Below are 18,091 nucleotides of genomic sequence, written 5' to 3'. Positions count from 1 at the left end.
AAAAGGGAAGGGCCTCTTCACTCATTCCGGTTACAGTTCCCCCAATTGAAAAAATAAACATTAGCAAAGAAATAAGTAATTTATCTTTATGGCCCAACTTCTTGATTAAACAATAAATTCCTGCATCTATTGCTCCTGTTTTCATAATAACCCCATAAGCGCCTCCAACAATTAAAACAAAAATAATAACTTCAGCTGCATGCTCCATCCCTTTTGACATTGCAGTTAAAATAGTAATAATAGGATGTAAAAATCCCCTGGGGCCTCGATCTACAAGTTGATAAGTTCCAGCAACGACTATCTCTCGTTTAGATCCATCACTTATTTGCTTAAATTCTTTATCAAACTTGCCAGCAGGAATTACATATGTTAAGATGGTAACAAATATAATTAAAGAGAATATTATTGTAAAACTACTTGGCATTTTAATCATACCATTCACTCCTCCTAAATAATTTTTTCATATAAAAATAAATTGCTGTTATCCTAAAGTCGCTACCACAATAGCTTTAATGGTATGTACTCTATTTTCAGCAATATCAAAAACAACTGAATTTTTACTTTCAAAAATTTCTTCTGTAACTTCGATTCCATTAATTCCATATTTATCAAAAATATCTTTACCGACTACAGTATTTAAATCGTGAAAAGCAGGTAAACAATGCATAAATATTGCGCTATCTTTTGCCATATCCATAATCTCTTTATTGACCTGATAAAACCTTAGAAGATTTATTCTATCTTCCCAATTATTTTCGCCCATAGATACCCACACATCCGTATACACAACATCAGCGCATTTTACAGCCTCTTCTTTAGAATCTGTAATTGTAATTTTACCTCCACTATCTAGGGCTAAAGACTTAGCCTTAAGCGTCAAATTCGAGTCTGGAAAAAGCTCTTTAGGAGCAAAAATTCTAAAATCAAGCCCCATAATAGCACAGCCTTTCAATAAAGAATTGGCAACATTCCCCCTACCGTCGCCACAAAATACTATTTTAACCCCTTTTAAACTTCCTTTATGCTCTTCTATTGGCATTAAATCGGCTAGTATTTGGGTTGGATGAGCAGTATCTGTCAGTCCATTGTAAACAGGAACATTGGAATAATTCGCCAAACATTCAACAGTCTGTTGAGAAAACCCTCTAAACCCGATGGCATCATACATACGCCCCAGAACTCTAGCGGTATCCATCATAGACTCTTTTACGCCTATTTGATTACCCCTAGAACCTAAATACGTAATATTTGCCCCTTGATCATACGCTGCAATCTCAAAAGCACACCGAGTTCTTGTTGAATCTTTCTCAAAAATTATAGCCATATTTTTACCTTTAAGTTTCTGCACTTCAATTCCTGCATATTTTGATTTTTTTAAATCAATCGATAAATCAAGTAAATATCTAATATCTTTGCTTGTAAAATCTAAAAGATTTAAAAAGCTCCTATTTCGTAAATTATACATAATAACCCCTAACATTTACAATTGGTTTATAAAGCCTTTATTTAGCTTATTTAGCTTATTTAGCTCAAATATTAAATATCCTCTCTTACTAAAGGCATAGACATACATCTTGGACCACCACGACCTCTTGAAAGCTCGCTAGACGGAATTCTATAAACTTTAATGCCATTTTCTTCAAACAACTTATTAGTTACATGATTTCTAGAATAAGCAATTACTTCTCCCGGAGCTATAGCCAAAATATTGGCACCATCATTCCATTGTTCTCTTGCACCATGTATTAAGTCTCCACCTGCACATTTTATTATGTCAATCTTCCTGCCAAGATAAAAGCTTAAAACATCTCTAAGTCTAGCTTTTTCTTCTTTAACATGAATTTTACTAGAACTTGAATTATAAGTTAAAGCATAAATTGAGAAATACATATCATCACTCGTAAAGCTTGTAAAAACACTATAATCAATTTGAGTAAAAACTGTATCTAAATGCATATAAGCCCTATTTTTTGGAATTTTAAAAGCCAAAATTGTGTTAAATGAAGTCTTATTTTTAAAAAGGCTAATAGCCAATTTTTCTACAGACTCTGCTTCTGTTCTTTCGGAAATTCCAATAACTAAAATATCTTTGCTTAACACAAACTCATCTCCACCTTCCAAAGAAGATTCTTCCCATCTATTAAACCAAATTGGAACATTTTTTTTATAAATAGGATGGTATTTAAAAATATACTCTGCAAATATTGTCTCTCTATGTCTAACCTTATTAGACATTTTATTTATTGTAATCCCATTACCAATGCTAGCAAAAGGATCTCTGGTAAATAAAACATTAGGCATAGGATCAATAATAAAAAGACTTGCACTGTTAACTAAATCATCAAGAGAAGATACATAATTTTTAAGCTCTTTACTTACAATACCCGAAATCATTTTAGAGACCATATTATCAATAGTCAAATTAGAAAAATAATCTTTTAAAATATTAATTGTACTATCTGTTTTTATTTCTGCCTCCAGAATAAATTGAGATATGAATTTATCTTTAAGCGCTACAGAAGAAGCAAGAACCTCGCTAACAAGATCCTCAACATACTCAATTTCAACTGAATTATTTTTTAAAGTACTTGCAAAAACTTCATGCTCTTGTCTTGCGACTTCAAGGTAAGGAATGTCATCAAATAAAAATTTTTTCATAATAAAAGGTGTCAAATTTTCTAATTCTTCTCCTGGTCTATGAAGCAAAACTTTTTTCAAACGACCTATTTCAGAAAATATATTTATTGGATTTAAATATCCTTCCATCGATTTCCCCTTTATAAAAATTGCCATATATTAAAATATTATAGTTTATATTAAAAAATATCAATTATTTATTAAAGTTTTTAAAAAATTATTATAAATGTAAAAAAATTACTAAAAACAAAAAAGAAATTTTAAAATAGACATTTAAAACATTTACAAGAATTATGCTAAAATACTACCATGAAGAAAATTAATAGATTAATATTAATATTGACTATGCACATCTTACTATTCTCTTGTTCCTTGGCTACAAATAATAAGCCAAAAAATCCAAACACATCAGAAATCATATTAACACAAAAAACACCACTAGAAAGCTCTTTAATAAAGAATACTTCTGGTACAGAATATCGAATACCAATATCTAGTATCCAAGAAATTTTAAACAATAGCAATAATTCCTTTTTAATAAAACAAACAGCAGTAAAAATCAAAATAAGCCCACAAAAACTAGAAGAAATAAAAAACTATTTAAATGCTTATAAAAATTATTTAAATAATGAGGCAGAATGGATAAAGTTCATAGATCAAAGCAGCGTCAATGGTAATCTAATAATTAAAATTGATACTGCTTTTGAAAAAAAAATAAATTTTAATTATACAAATTCAGATAATGAAAATTTGACAGAATTAATAGAATTACAAATGCATTTAGAAAAAGAAATTTTAAACTTAATTGAGCAAACATTTCATGATAAAAATTTAGGATACATACAATTAAGCCATATTAATTCATTCTTTCCTCAAGAAAATATAAACTCAATCACAAAAGAAATAATAGATGGGGAAGAATATGTTGCGCCTCATATAATAGCTAATCAATTATTAAAAATAAAAGATAAAAAATATTTTGAACAATTTATGCACTTTTTAAAAATTGAAAACAGCATAATAAAAACAATAATTGAAAAACAAAAAATTGCAGATCTTCATAATGAACTATATTATTCAAAACAACCATCTCAAAGTAGAAGTAGAAGGAGAAAAAGATCAACTGTTGAATCCGACAATAGCAATCAATATGATCTAATACCAAAAATAATAGACCCAAATACAGGCATTGAAATAACTCCTAAAAATTTAAGATCTCTTTTATCAAATGGCGACATAATACTAATAAAACCCAAAATAGATTGGACAGAGTTTTTTTATTTTTGGCAACATGTAGGAATATTTGATGAAGAAAAATACGAAGCTACTAAAAAAATTGCATTCGATGGAAATGACAGTTTTGATATAAAATCAATAATTACAAGCAATCAAATCAAATTCGATACAGCATCCACTCAAGGATCAGGATATGAAAAACTTTCAACATATGTACAATCAAGAATATTAAAAATATTTTCGCCAATAACAGATACAAGAACAATTCAAAAAGCTATTAATTTTGGAAGAAGTAGATATATTGACAATAACTTTGGATATATGATTCCATTAATCTCCTCTAATTTATGGACAGATTCATTTAATCTTGAAGAAATTCATAATAAAACCTATTGTTCTTTAGTAGTTGATAGAATATATAAAATAGCAGGACTTAATGTATCAAGAAATTACGAAATTTCAGGAATAATTACTCCTGGAGAAATAAATGCAGCCGCTTACAATTTTTACATGTCTTATACAATTGCAGGAATACTTCCAAGCGCACTTCCAAAAAGGCTCATTAAACCAAGCTTAAAAGAAAAATTCATTGGTTACAACAAAGAAATAGTAGATTCGGTGGAATTGAAAAAATCGAAAGAAAAAATTTTTGGAAGAGCTTGCAATATAACAAACCTCTGGTGCTCGGGAAGTTAATACTATTATATGGACAAATATTATGCGTGCATTTTAATAGATAGTAATGAAAAAATTATTTTCAAATCTTGGGAAGAATGCAAATCTACTATTAAAGGGAAAAATAATAAAATAAAAAGTTTTAAAACAATAGAACAAGCTCAAAATTGGCTATTGGACAATGGAAATAAAATTATTCATCAACGTCCTGGAATATATTTTGATTCTGGAACAGGAAGAGGAAAGGGTGTAGAAATTAGGGTTGTAAACGAAAAAAGAATTTCAATATTGGACAAAATCCTAGATCAATCCTTGATTAATGAATATGGAAATCATTATGTCAAAAATTTTCAAGGAATTAGCAATAATTTTGGAGAACTGCTTGCCCTATATGCAGCACTTAAAATAGCGTTAAAAGAGAATATAATAAACATATTCGGTGACAGCAAATTAATAATTGACTATTGGTCAAAAGGAATCTATAATAGCAAAAAATTAAAACAAATTACTATTAATTTAATCAAAAAAACAGTTAAACTGAGGAAAAAATTTGAAGAACAAGGTGGAAAAATTTCTTTTATTCCAGGAAATGAAAATATTGCAGATCTTGGTTTTCATAAAACTAAGTAAAAATATTGCCAAAAAATACATAAAAACAATATTTCTGATTTCAATGGCTTATTTTTATTGTTGTGCAACAATAAAAATAAGCCCCAGTCCCGATTATGAAACTAATTTCAAAGTTTTAGAATCTCCATTTAAATACATTGACATAGAGGCAATTAAAGCCACAAATGAATATATCTATATTCAAATTACAAACAATAGTTTAGATGTAGTAAAAATAAATTGGCAAAACACTAGCATTAACAAAAATAAAATTGTCTTAAAAAAAGAAGATCTTACAATAGACAATGAAACAATGTATAAAAATAAATATAGAGAGTTTTTTATTGGTCCTAAAACTTCATTTAAATTTAAAGCATATCCACTAAAAATTTCCTCTAAAAACAAAAATAGCGATGTTTTAAGCTCAGCTATTGAATATCCCTCTATCTTCAAGCTCAACATAACAAAAATAGGGATTGAAACAAAAAAAACAATAAACATTTTAATAACAAGAACTATAAAAATCAATGCTAATAATACATAAAGCCTTTATTATTTTTTTGTTTTTCTATTAATAATAAGCTCATGGTTTGTATCTTTATTGTTTTCAAATGATGCTTTTAAAGGAGCAAAAAAATTCCAAGAAATATAAATTGTGAAATTATTTCTCCAAATAGGAGAATAAATCCCATCAGATCCTTTTAGCAAATCTGGCTCTAAATTATATTCGCCAACAAATTTCCAATCATAAAAATTGAATTTAAAGCCTGATGAGAATTTTTTAATTTTAAAAAGTGAATTTTTTCTGTCTTGGGAATTAAAGAAATTGAAAGATTTTAACAAATCAGTAAAGATATTGACGGTCTCAAGACCAATTTGATCCATATATCCTTTGAAGTATCTAAAAGTCTTGGTATTGACAGAAAAAGTAGAAAAGTAAATTTCTAAAAATTCTGTATATATAAATTTAAAAGTCAATGCAGACCAAAGTTCATTATCCGTAAATTTCTGCAAATTGATTTTCCAGCCAGCATCTATCCCTAAAGTAAAAGAAAGCTTCTTGTCAAACAAATTTAAAACATGAAACTCCTTCTTGTAACTAGAATCTAAAGAATATGGAACAAGTTTAGTTGTAATTCCGACCTTAGAAAAATCTCCTTTTAAAGGATCATAATTATATTCAAAGTCATCTTTCATCGCAAATAAAACTTGAAAATCAAAACCATTAAGCTTAAAAGAAAGTTCAGAAACTCTATTTATCAAAGGATCATAAGCAGCTAAAAAACTAAATTTAAAATAATTTAAATATCTTGGCTCAATTTTATAATACAAAGCAGGAGACATTTCTAAATTTTTATAAGGTGATGATGGTTTTTGAGGCTCTGAAGGATTCAATAAAGATTGAACAGTAGAAATTCCAGGGTTTTTAATAGCATCTTCTTTAAACTTTTTATAATATTTAATTCCAATTCCAGCTTCTTGTAATAAATAAGGAAAATCTAAAGAAAGTTTAAGCTCAGAAGAAGCTTTAATATCTTCAAAACTATTTTTTAATTCACCTGAAAGCTCAGCGTTAAAATAATTATAATCATAAATCAAAGAAGCTGTTAAATGTTGATAAAAAGTTTCCGGATCAGAGAAAAAAATACTACTATTCTTAGTAACTAAAGATTTTAAATCAGTATCATATTTTTTATTAAATGAATACAAAGTAGACTTATTCTCAAATTTTAAAATACTTCTAGAGAATAGGGGATACCTAATAAAAGGAAGCAAGTTTAAATTTATTTGATTAATAATAGAATGCTCACTTTTTTTATCTTTATCTTCAACTTTAAAATCTTTATTTAAAGGATTATACTCAATAGTATTAAGATATAATAAATTTTCAAAAGTAATTAAACGATTATAAAAGTCAGCATGGATTTTTATATCCGTTTTATTCTTTATATCAAATAAATAATTTTTTATTTCATAATTAAAGTCCTTTGGACTTGTGATGCTATAATTATTAAAAAAAACATTATTTCTTAAGTAAGGATTAATACCAAATCTAATAAAAAAAGAATCAAATTGATCAATACTTTTTAAAGTGATGGGTTCTGGAGAAATATATAAATCTTTATTTAAATCTTTTATTTTTTGGATCTTTTTTTCCTTAACGTTCTTTTTATCATTATCTTTATCTTCTAGATTTTTAATTTCTGGGCGCATTATCATTTCTTTAGTATCAGCTGAAAATGTCCATTGATTATTGTAAAGGTCTTTTTGAAAATTTAAATCGATATATGGGACATAAATTCTCTCCAAATAAAACCATTTTCTTGTAGGATCATTAATCTCTTTTGGTTTTTCTAAAGGAGATTTAACATAAAGATTCTCATAGCCCGATAATTTAAAACTTAATCCTAAATTATTTAATTTGTAATCTAAAATTGAATTATCATCAAACTTCCGACTATAAAAAGAAGACAAATTCCAATCAAAAGTGTTAATACTAGCTTGCTCTTTAGCCGAATCTTTATCTAAATTTAAAAGAGAAAAAAATGTAGAACTCTCTATTCTATCTCTAAAATCAATATTAACATATGGATCGGAATAGTGCTCTAAAAAAACTGAAAAAAGTGCATCTCTTAAAAGAAATTCTGTTTTAAATTTAAGTAAATATCTAAAAGGAACTTCAAATCCAAATATATCTCCCTTGTTAAGATTAGAAAAACTAAAAAGAGATTGTTTTAAAGTTCTATTATTAAAAGGATAATATCCTCCATCGTAACTATAAACATTCCTGGTAAAACCTAATCCAAAATTTCCTTCCAAGGCTTTAAAATGCCCTAAGGTATTGCTCAAATCAAAATCAATCCCAGAATAAAATCCCAGATTAGCATAAATGTCAAAAATCAACTTAACATAATCTTTACTAAGACTAGATGCTAAATTTTCTGCAAAAAAATAAGTTAAATATCCATTTCTTATATAAGGTTTTTTACCTGAATTATAAACAGAATTGAAATCAAAATCCAAAAAAGAAGAATCTTCGCTTGAAGATTTATTGCCAAAAAGATAAATAGTATTAAAAACAGAAAAACCTTTTCGTGGATTCAAGCTTAAAGATGGATTAAAAAATAAACTATCTCCTGGCCTAAAGAAAAAAGGAATATAAAATACTGGAACTCTTCCCATATAAAATATAGCATGTAAAAACCCAAAATCCCCTGAGGGTAATACCCATATTTTAGAAGCTTTGATCGAATAGTAAGGCTCTGGAATTTTACTAGTTGTTGCAAAAGCTTGCTCCACAATAGTAACATCATTGTCTATCTTTTTTAAAACCTTTCCTCCAAACGAAAGAATATGATCTATTTGATTTTTTTGCATTTTTTTTTGAAGAATGCCATCTTTTAATAGAAAATTTTGAGAATCAAAATCGACAAAAAATTCATTACCATAAAAATAAAGCTTTTCATTGGCATCCATATCAAGAATATATTCAACATTCCCAATAGAATAAAGTTTTTTAGAGTTTCTATTAAGAACTATTCTATCGCCCTTAATATTGTGCTTTTTATTCTCCTTAGTATCCTCAACTAAAATATTAACTCTTCCTTGAAAAACAATACTTTCATCCTTAGTAAGTCCATAAGTGAAATTTTCAAGATTGTCTGTAGTTTCAATTATTATTTTATATCTACCAGATCCAGCAAGTCCTTTTCCTTTGACAAAAAGCTCAGGATCTATTCCAAATTTTTTTAAAAGCAATTCTCGTATTTTTAAAACATCCGTTTCTTTTAGGCCTTCTTGCAAGGCCCATTTTTTCAAATCTTCATCAGTCGAAAGCTCAAGTTCTCTTAAATAAGATCTTTGACTTAAAGTTAGCTTACTTCTTTTTTTTGAATTTTCGTCATTTGCAGTCTGAGCAAAAATTATATTAGAAAATGTAAAAAAAAATAACAATATTACAAAAGATTTTTTAAAAACATTCCCGTATAGGAATTCTCGCATTTTGCAACCTCTTCGGGAACACCAGAAACAACGATATTCCCCCCTGCCAATCCACCATCGGGACCCAAATCTATTATATAATCTGCTTGTTTAATTACATCTAAATTATGCTCTATGAGTACAACTGTATTACCATTAGAAACTAACCGCTGCAAAACTTCTAACAATTTCTTTATGTCATCAAAATGCAATCCGGTTGTTGGTTCATCGACGATGTAAAAGGTTTTACCTGTGCTCTTCTTACTTAGCTCAAAAGCCAACTTAATACGTTGAGCTTCGCCTCCTGATAAAGTTGTTGCAGATTGTCCCAATTTGATGTATTCAAGCCCAACTTCAATTAAAAATTTCAAATAATGACTAACTTTGGGAACATTCTCAAAAAAATTTTTAGCTTCAAATACACTCATCTCTAAAACATCATGTATATTTTTTCCTTTATACCTAACCTCTAAAGTTTCTTCATTAAATTTTTTACCCTTGCATAAATCACAAGGAACAAAAACATCTGGTAAAAAATGCATTTGAATGTTGAGATACCCATCTCCTTGGCATTTCTCACATCTTCCGCCTTTAACATTAAAAGAAAATCTACCGGCTTTAAAGCCTCTTGACTTTGCATCTGGAAGCTTAGCAAAAAGCTCCCTAATTTCTGTAAAAAATCCAACATAAGTTGCTGGGTTTGATCTTGAAGTTCTTCCTATTGGTTTTTGATTTATTTGAATAATTTTATCTATTTTTTCGTGTCCAATAATGTCTTTAAACCCATCACAATACTTTTCATTAAGCTTTAATCTGCTATCAAGAGCTGGATATAAAACTTCGTTAAGCAAAGTACTTTTTCCACTACCAGAAACACCTGTTATTACAGTAAAAACTCCCAAAGGGATACTTACATCTATATTTTTAAGATTGTTTTTACTAGAGCCTAAAAGCAAAATTTCTCCCTTATCTGTTTTTCTTCTAGAGCTTGGAACATCTATTTTAAACTTGCCACTCAAATACTGACCAGTTAAACTATTTTTGCTATTTAAAATATCAATTAAGGCTCCCTTTGCAACTATTTCTCCCCCAAGAATTCCAGCACCAGGGCCCATATCAATAATATAGTCTGCAGTACGCAAAGTTTGCTCATCGTGCTCAACAACAATTACAGTATTGCCAAGATTTTTAAGATTAACAAGAGTAGAGATTAATTTTTCGTTATCTCTTTGATGAAGACCAATACTTGGCTCATCAAGAACATAAATAACACCTGAAAGCGCTGATCCTATTTGAGTAGCAAGCCTAATACGCTGAGCCTCACCCCCAGATAAACTGCCCGATATTCTATTTAAATACAAATAAGAAAGACCAACATCAATTAAAAATTTAAGCCTACTTTTAATTTCCTTTAAAATTTCTTTAGATATTTTTTCATCCACCGCATCAAGCTGTAAGTTTTCAAAAAACATATAAGAATCAAATACAGATAAATTGCTAAGATCTTGAATATCTCTCCCATTGATTTTCACAGCTAAAGCTTCAGTGCATAACCGCTTCCCCTTACATGAATTACAGATTTTTTTAGACATCAAATTTTCGTAAAAAATTTTAGTACTCTCTGATTCTGTTGTAAGATATCGTCTTTTTAAAAGAGGTAAAAGCCCTTCAAACTTTTTGGAATAATGGAATCCTCCACCCATCTCCTTTGCTTCCATTTCTTTGGACTGATAAATAAAATCTATTTTTGCATTTACTCCGTATAAAATCTGTTTAAGAACTTTGCTTGGAATGTCTTTTACAGGGGTACTTAATTCAAAATTATAATGCTTAGCAAGTCCTTTAAAAATAGCCACGGACCAAGATGAGCTTGCCTTAAAGGTAATAAAAGCATCATCATTAAAAGAAAGACTTGTATCAGGACAAATACTCTCAAAATCAAATTCAAGTGTAACACCAAGACCAGAGCACTCACTGCAAGCACCAAATGGACTATTAAATGAAAAAAGCCTGGGCTCTATAAAAGGAAGCGAAAATCCACATAAAGGACAACTATTATGCTCTGTAAAAAGCTTATCTATTTTTTCTAAATCATTCTCAATCTCCACTCGTAAATATCCATTAGAAACAGCAAGAGAAGTTTCAATAGATTCTGCAAGTCTAACTCGAACATTATTACCAAGCTTGATTCTATCAACTATAATTTCAATGGTATGTTTTTTATTTTTATGTAAATTTAAATTAAGTGCATCTTCTATTAAATAATCTTCAGAATTTATTCTGACTCTATTGAACCCTTGATTTAATATTTTTTCTAAAACCTTTTTATGAAAACCTTTAGAACCCCTTACAATTGGTGCAAAAAGTATAACTTTAGATCCTTCGGCATAACTTAAAATAGTATTAACTATTTTATCTAAAGATTGCTCTTCTATTAATCTACCATCATTTGGACAATATGCTTTACCTATTTTAGCAAATATTAGTCTATAATAATCATAAATTTCAGTAATTGTTCCAACAGTAGAGCGAGGATTATTGCTTATTGTTTTCTGCTCAATAGCTATAGAAGGAGAAAGTCCATCTATATAATCAACATTGGGTTTTTTCATTACACCCAAAAATTGCCTTGCATAAGCTGAAACAGACTCCATATACCTTCTTTGCCCTTCTGCAAAAATAGTATCAAAAGCTAGAGAAGATTTACCAGAGCCGCTCTTGCCAGATATTACAACTAAACCATCTTTTGGAATATCTATATCAATATTTTTTAAATTATGTTCTTTTGCTCCCCTGACGATAATTTTTTTTCCCAAATTTTTTACCAAAGATTATACCTCTCTTTTATTTATTGCGAGCCACACTAATTTTACTACTAAGCTCTTTTATTTTATCTCTTAAAACAATTGCATCTTCAAACCTTTCATCATTAACAGCTTCTTCTAGCTCAAATTTAAGCTTATTAATAAGCTTTTTTTTAGACAATCTCTCGCCTGAAATAATTTTTTCAAGGTCATAGTTAATATTTTTATTTTTATTATTAAGTTCTTTTTCTAAAATATTTTGAATTTTCTTAACAATTGTCTTAGGAGTAATATTATTTTTTTTATTATAATCAACCTGAATTTGACGTCTTCTATTAGTTTCCTCAATTGCCTCCCGCATAGCTACACTTATTGTGTCGTAATACATTATTACAAGTCCGTTAGAATTTCTAGCAGCCCTACCAATTGTTTGTATTAATGAAGTAGTAGATCTTAAAAACCCTACTTTATCAGCATCTAATATTGCAACAAGAGATACTTCTGGGATATCTAAGCCTTCTCTAAGTAAGTTAATGCCAACAATAACATCAATTTCAGATTTTCTAAGCAACGAAATAACCTCTACTCTTTCAAGAGTGTCAAGTTCTGAATGTAAATATTTTGCCCTTACTCCAAGACTTACCAAATATTCAGTCAAATCTTCAGACATTTTCTTTGTCAAAGTAGTAATTAAAACCCGTTCCTTAAGAGCTACTCTTTTTTGAATCTCGCTATAAAGATCTTCCATTTGACCATCAGAATGCCTGGTAATAATCTCTGGATCAACAAGACCTGTGGGACGAATTATTTGATCGACAACCACTCTACTCTTCAAATTCTCTTCAAGACCTGGAGTTGCAGATACAAACACAACCTGATTAATTAATGCGTCAAATTCATCATATTTAAGAGGCCTGTTTTCAAGCGCTGCAGGAAGTCTGAATCCAAAGTTAACAAGATTTAATTTTCTAGAATAATCTCCATTATACATTCCCCTAAATTGCGGCAATGTAACATGAGATTCGTCTACAAACAATAAGTAATCTTTCGGAAAAAAATCAAAAAGACAATAAGGTCTTTCCATTTCACTTCCACTCAAATATTTAGAATAATTTTCAATGCCCGAACAAAATCCTGTCTCTCTAAGCATTTCCAAATCATACTCTACTCTCTGCTTAAGCCTCTCAGCTTCTACAAGCTTGCCATTATCTTTAAAATATTGACATTGAAGATTTAAATCATAAGATATTTTAGGTATCGCTTCTAACACGTTTTTATAAGGAATTACAAAATAAGATTTAGCAAAAAGAGTAAAACTATTTGTGGTTCCTAAATTTTTTTTAGAAAATGAACTAATCCTATATATTTCAACAATTTCATCAAAATCTAAACAAATTCGATAAGCAAACTCTCCGTGCTCACTGCTAGGCCAAATTTCAATAATATTTCCTTTAATTGAAAATTTATCTCTCTCTAGATTCATTAAAGTTCTCTCATAATAAAGTTCTACAAAAATATCTGATATTTCTTTAATAGAAATTTTTTGACCTACAGAAAATTCTCGTGCTGATTTTTTGAAAAAATCTGGAGATCCAAGAGCATAAATTGAAGATACAGTTGCAACAACAATGACATCTCGCCTTTTAGCAAGGGAAGTTACAGTCCTTATTCGCTTGATTTCTATCTCAGTATTAATAGTAGCTTCTTTTTCAATAAATAAATCTTTTGAAGGCACATAGGATTCTGGCTGATAATAATCATAATAAGAAACAAAATATTCAACAGCATTGTTTGGAAAAAAATCTTTAAATTCCCTATAAAGTTGCGCTGCCAATGTTTTATTATGACTGACAACTAAAGCTGGCCTGTTTAGATCTTTAATTATATTCGCAATTGTAAAAGTCTTTCCACTTCCTGTAACACCTTTTAATGTTTGATACTTATTCCCAAGCAAAATAGAATTTTCAATCTCTTTTATTGCTTTAGGTTGATCACCAGCAGGAAGATATTCTGAATTCAAAAAAAAATCTATCATTAATTTAACGACCAAAATTTAATATACATTCTTATAAATTATCTAATAATAAATACTATATCAAGTATATAATTCATTATAAATCAATATAATTTAATTAATCTTTGTTTAAGTAAAATAAAGTAAAATAAAAATAAAAGGAATAATTGATGCAACAAGTCACAGCCAAAAGAAAATTAAAAAATTATATTCTTCTTGAAAAAGATACATATTTTAAAGAAGAAGCAATAAAAATTCAAAAAACAAATAATGAGACAGAAATCCTAAACAGATTTTATAAAGATCTAGAATTTGGCACTGCTGGAATGAGAGGGATCATTGGGGCTGGAACATGCTACATAAACACTTATAATGTAAAAAAAATAAGCCAAGGAATATGCAACTATGTACTTAAAATAAATAAAAACCCCAAAGTTGCAATAAGTTATGATTCAAGATATTTTTCAAAAGAATTTGCTTACAATACTGCTCAAATTTTTGCCTCAAATAATTTTGAAACATATATATATAAAAGCTTAAGACCCACTCCCCAGCTATCTTATACAATAAGAAAATTTGATTGTGATGTTGGTGTTATGATAACAGCAAGTCATAATCCAAAAGAATACAATGGCTATAAAGCATACTGGAAAGGTGGAATACAAATAATGCCGCCTCATGACACACTAATAACCAATGAAATCAAAAAAGTAAAAAACATAATAAATAAAATTACCATAAAAGAAGGTATTGAAAAAAAGATTATCAAAGAACTAAATAATGAGATAGACAAAGAGTATGTACAAACAATAAACAAAGAATTCCCTGATTTTGAGAAGAATAGCAAAAAAACAAACTTAAAAGTAGCTTACACAGCACTACATGGTACTGGTGGAACCATAATAAAAAAACTCTTTACAAATAGCAAAATACAGCTTTTTTTAGAAAAAAGTGAAATAGTACCAAACCCGGAATTTCCAACAATAACCTATCCTAATCCAGAAAAAAAAACATCAATGCTTAAAGTAATAGAGCTTGCGAAAAAAGAAGATTGTGACATTGCCCTTGCAACAGATCCAGATGCTGATAGAATAGGAGTTGCATTTAAAGATCAAAACGAATGGATATTTTTAAACGGAAATCAAATATCATGCATTTTAATGAACTATATACTCTCAAAAGAAATAAATCCTAAAAATACATTTGTAATATCATCATTTGTAACAACACAAATGTTAGAAAAAATTGCAAAAAAATATGGTTCTCAAATTTTTAGAACTTACACAGGATTTAAATGGATAGGAAGCTTAATTGATGAAATGGAAAAAAATGAACCGAATAAAAAATTTGCTTTTGCATGCGAAGAGAGTCATGGATATCTAATAGGAAAAAAAGTTAGAGATAAGGATGCATTTTCAGCCATAAAAGGGATTTGTTCTTTAGCGCTTTATTTAAAAGCTAAGAAACAAACAATTAAGAATTATCTTGAAAAGATATACAAAGAATTTGGATATTATGAAGAACTTAATGTAGAAAAAAACTTTGAGGGGGCTAATGGAGAAATTCAAAGAGAAGCACTAATGTCAAAGCTAAGAAAAGAACAAAAAATGCAATTCGCAGGAATCAAAATAATTGAAAAATTAGACTATAAAACTCTTAAAAAAATTAACTTCAAAAAAGAAATTTCAGAAATAAAAGAATATAAATATCCTATAAACGCAATAAAATTTATACTTGAAAACGAAATTGTAATAACCGTAAGACCCTCTGGAACAGAGCCAAAAATTAAATTTTACATATCTGTAAAGCTCGAGTATAAGGAAAAACATAAAATATTTGGTATAATAAATGCAATAAAGATGGAGATAAAAAAATATTAACATAACAGAAAATTTAATAAATTTGGTAGAAATAGATTCAAAAGAAATTGCAAGAAAAAATAAAAATAAAGAAGTTTCAATTTGGCACCTATTAATGTCTATAATTATCACTCCTAAAAAATCTGAAATAAAATTTATAGATACAAAAACTCTAAAAAGCATTAAACAAGAAGTTATATGCGAAATAGATAAATTAGAGAAAATTTTAATAGAAAAAAATGAGATAATTATTCCAAAAATCAATAAAGAAATCTTTACTCTCATAAAAGAAGCTAAAAAGGAGTTTAAATCTAAACCCCTAATAGGATCAAAAGAAATTTTTTATCAAATATTAAAAAATAAAAAGCTTCTAAAAAAGTACAAACTAAGCAAATCTAGCTTCGACTTTAAAGATCAAAATATATTAGAATACATGGAAAAAAATAAAATAAGATTAATTGAAACCTACAAAGAATTTGATGAAGAAATACGACTTGAAAATGAACAATTCGAAATTGGAAAGTATGTCAAAAATTTAACAGCGCTTGCAAAAGATAAAAAATTAGATCCCTTGATTGGAAGAGAAGTAGAGATTAAAGCTCTTACCAATATACTCTTGAGAAGAAATAAAAATAGCGCAATGCTAATAGGTGAGCCTGGAGTAGGGAAAACAGCAATAGTTGAGGGACTTGCATCAAACATAGTACAAAAAAAAATAAGTAGCAAACTACAAGACAAAACAATTTTAATGCTTAAGGTTTCAAACTTGGTATCGGGAACAAAATATAGAGGTGAGTTTGAAGACCGTTTAAATAATATAATTAAGTATATTGAAAAAAATAAAAATACAATAATATTTATTGATGAAATACACACTTTAATAGGAGCTGGAAACTCCGAAGGAGCTCTTGATGCATCAAATATATTAAAGCCATCACTTTCTAGGGCAGAAATACAAATTATTGGAGCAACTACTTATAATGAATACCGAAAATATATTTCAAAAGACAAAGCATTCGCTAGAAGATTTCAAACAATTACTGTAAGAGAGCCTGATGAAAAAGATACGCTAAAAATAATCAAAAATATTGCAAAAAATTTCGAAGACTATCATGGAGTGATCTATGAAAAAAATGCGCTTATAAATATAGTAAAACTTTCATCCAAATATCTAATAAATAAAAGATTTCCAGATAAAGCAATAGATCTAATAGACATTGCCGGCGCAATTAAAAAGGAAGAACCTACAAAAGACAATATCATAACATCGGATGATATACAAAAAGCAATAAGTGAAATATTATCTATTAAAACAACAAATAGCATAAAAGAAGAAATTTTAGAATTAAAAGAAGTAGAGAGCAAAATCAATCAAAAAGTAATAGGACAAAAACATGCAGTAAGCGAGCTTATCAAAGAAATTATTAAAGTCAAACTTGGACTAAATGACGATTCTAAGCCTTTAACTTCAATATTGTTAATAGGATCAAATGGATGCGGAAAAACCACTTTAACTGATGAACTGTCTAAAAAATTTATTAAGGATCAAAATTCAGTATTAAAACTAGATATGTCAGATTATAGAGAAGAAAACTCTATTTCAAAATTAATCGGCACAAATCCAGGATATGTGGGCTACTCTGATGGAGGCATTCTGACAAACAAATTAAAACATTCATTTGAAACTTTAATATTGCTTGAAAACATTGAAAATGCCCACAACTCCATATTAAACTTAATAAGTCAAATGCTTGAAAATGGAGAACTTATTGATAGCAAAGAAGATAAAATACTATTTAAAAATACAATTATAATAATGACTACAAATATTGGATCTAGAATGCTTCTTGGAGAGAATAATATTGGATTCAATAAAAATCAACAAAAAAGCGCAGAAACAAAAAACTTTAAAGAAGAAATAAAACAAGATCTTGAAAAAAGATTTAAGTTATCCCTTTTAGACAGAATTCAAAAAAAAATCATCCTAAATGTTCTTACAAGGGACAATGTAGAAGAAATTTGTAAAAAATACTTAAATACCCTTAAAACAAAATTTTATTCTAAAGGAATTGAAATAGAAATAAAAAAAGATGTTGACAAATTCATAACTACAAAATACTATAAAAAAAATTCAGGAGCAAGAAGCGTAATTGCTGCAATAAAGGAAAAAATAGAAGAAGATATTATAACCAAAATAGCTGAAAATCAAAACATAAATAAAATAACAATTTATTTAGAAGAAGAAAAAATAATAATAGAATAAAGGAGAATTATAA

Annotated in this window: 10 protein-coding genes and 1 pseudogene; 5 read left to right on the top strand and 6 right to left on the bottom strand. The window is 28.3% G+C overall.

What is annotated here, in order from left to right; all coding sequences use genetic code 11:
* The 3 genes and pseudogenes from BG_RS04235 to arcA all read right to left on the bottom strand — a co-directional run.
* Positions 1 to 433 (bottom strand): annotated as a pseudogene (locus tag BG_RS04235) (YfcC family protein); the annotation flags it as partial.
* Between the two features lie 48 nt (positions 434 to 481).
* Positions 482 to 1,465: an ornithine carbamoyltransferase gene (gene argF, locus BG_RS04230; protein ID WP_011194135.1), complete on the bottom strand. Its 984-nt coding sequence runs from the start codon at positions 1,463 to 1,465 to the stop codon at positions 482 to 484.
* Positions 1,466 to 1,536: 71 nt separating this feature from the next.
* Positions 1,537 to 2,766: an arginine deiminase gene (gene arcA / locus BG_RS04225; protein WP_011194134.1), complete on the bottom strand. Its 1,230-nt coding sequence runs from the start codon at positions 2,764 to 2,766 to the stop codon at positions 1,537 to 1,539.
* 180 nt (positions 2,767 to 2,946) lie between these two features.
* Here arcA and BG_RS04220 point away from each other — a divergent pair, with 180 nt between their 5' ends.
* The 3 genes from BG_RS04220 to BG_RS04210 are packed head-to-tail and all read left to right on the top strand — an operon-like array spanning position 2,947 to position 5,701.
* Complete coding sequence (locus BG_RS04220) at positions 2,947 to 4,569, top strand: hypothetical protein (RefSeq protein WP_011194133.1); 1,623 nt, start codon at positions 2,947 to 2,949, stop codon at positions 4,567 to 4,569.
* Between the two features lie 9 nt (positions 4,570 to 4,578).
* Positions 4,579 to 5,178 (top strand): ribonuclease H family protein, encoded by a 600-nt coding sequence (locus BG_RS04215; RefSeq protein WP_011194132.1) that lies wholly within the window; start codon positions 4,579 to 4,581, stop codon positions 5,176 to 5,178.
* A complete protein-coding gene (locus tag BG_RS04210) occupies positions 5,147 to 5,701 on the top strand; it encodes a hypothetical protein (protein ID WP_044007965.1) in 555 nt (184 codons plus the stop codon). Before BG_RS04215 ends, BG_RS04210 begins: the two co-directional genes overlap by 32 nt.
* An 8-nt stretch (positions 5,702 to 5,709) precedes the next feature.
* Here the strand turns inward: BG_RS04210 and BG_RS04205 are convergent, their stop codons facing one another.
* Genes BG_RS04205 through uvrB form a run of 3 tightly spaced genes read right to left on the bottom strand, consistent with a single transcriptional unit; the run spans position 5,710 to position 13,977 of the window.
* Positions 5,710 to 9,159 (bottom strand): LPS-assembly protein LptD, encoded by a 3,450-nt coding sequence (locus BG_RS04205; RefSeq protein ID WP_044007942.1) that lies wholly within the window; start codon positions 9,157 to 9,159, stop codon positions 5,710 to 5,712.
* Positions 9,114 to 11,966, bottom strand: coding sequence for an excinuclease ABC subunit UvrA (uvrA, locus tag BG_RS04200; RefSeq protein ID WP_011194128.1), 2,853 nt, complete (start codon positions 11,964 to 11,966; stop codon positions 9,114 to 9,116). The genes BG_RS04205 and uvrA overlap by 46 nt, the downstream gene beginning before the upstream one ends.
* Positions 11,967 to 11,982: 16 nt before the next feature.
* Entirely contained in the window at positions 11,983 to 13,977 is a 1,995-nt protein-coding gene (gene uvrB, locus BG_RS04195) for an excinuclease ABC subunit UvrB (RefSeq protein WP_011194127.1), read from the bottom strand.
* 149 nt (positions 13,978 to 14,126) lie between these two features.
* Here uvrB and BG_RS04190 point away from each other — a divergent pair, with 149 nt between their 5' ends.
* Positions 14,127 to 15,836: a phospho-sugar mutase gene (locus tag BG_RS04190; RefSeq protein WP_011194126.1), complete on the top strand. Its 1,710-nt coding sequence runs from the start codon at positions 14,127 to 14,129 to the stop codon at positions 15,834 to 15,836.
* A 22-nt stretch (positions 15,837 to 15,858) separates the two neighbouring features.
* Positions 15,859 to 18,078 carry an AAA family ATPase gene (locus BG_RS04185; RefSeq protein WP_011194125.1) on the top strand — a complete coding sequence of 740 codons (2,220 nt, stop codon included), beginning with the start codon at positions 15,859 to 15,861 and terminating at the stop codon, positions 18,076 to 18,078.
* Positions 18,079 to 18,091 lie beyond the last annotated feature (13 nt).

The sequence above is a fragment of the Borreliella bavariensis PBi genome (assembly GCF_000196215.1).
In the GTDB taxonomy this organism is placed as follows: Bacteria; Spirochaetota; Spirochaetia; order Borreliales; family Borreliaceae; genus Borreliella; species Borreliella garinii.
Note: the sequence above shows the minus strand (reverse complement) of the source record. Positions and strands in the feature narration are given on the sequence as shown.

What these genes read in the sequence shown, in the direction of transcription:
- argF (WP_011194135.1), bottom strand. Translation starts at nt 1,465, where the DNA reads ATGTATAATTTACGAAATAGGAGCTTTTTAAATCTTTTAGATTTTACA.
- uvrB (WP_011194127.1), bottom strand. Translation starts at nt 13,977, where the DNA reads ATGATAGATTTTTTTTTGAATTCAGAATATCTTCCTGCTGGTGATCAA.
- BG_RS04205 (WP_044007942.1), bottom strand. Translation starts at nt 9,159, where the DNA reads ATGCGAGAATTCCTATACGGGAATGTTTTTAAAAAATCTTTTGTAATA.
- BG_RS04220 (WP_011194133.1), top strand. Translation starts at nt 2,947, where the DNA reads ATGAAGAAAATTAATAGATTAATATTAATATTGACTATGCACATCTTA.
- BG_RS04215 (WP_011194132.1), top strand. Translation starts at nt 4,579, where the DNA reads ATGGACAAATATTATGCGTGCATTTTAATAGATAGTAATGAAAAAATT.
- BG_RS04190 (WP_011194126.1), top strand. Translation starts at nt 14,127, where the DNA reads ATGCAACAAGTCACAGCCAAAAGAAAATTAAAAAATTATATTCTTCTT.
- arcA (WP_011194134.1), bottom strand. Translation starts at nt 2,766, where the DNA reads ATGGAAGGATATTTAAATCCAATAAATATATTTTCTGAAATAGGTCGT.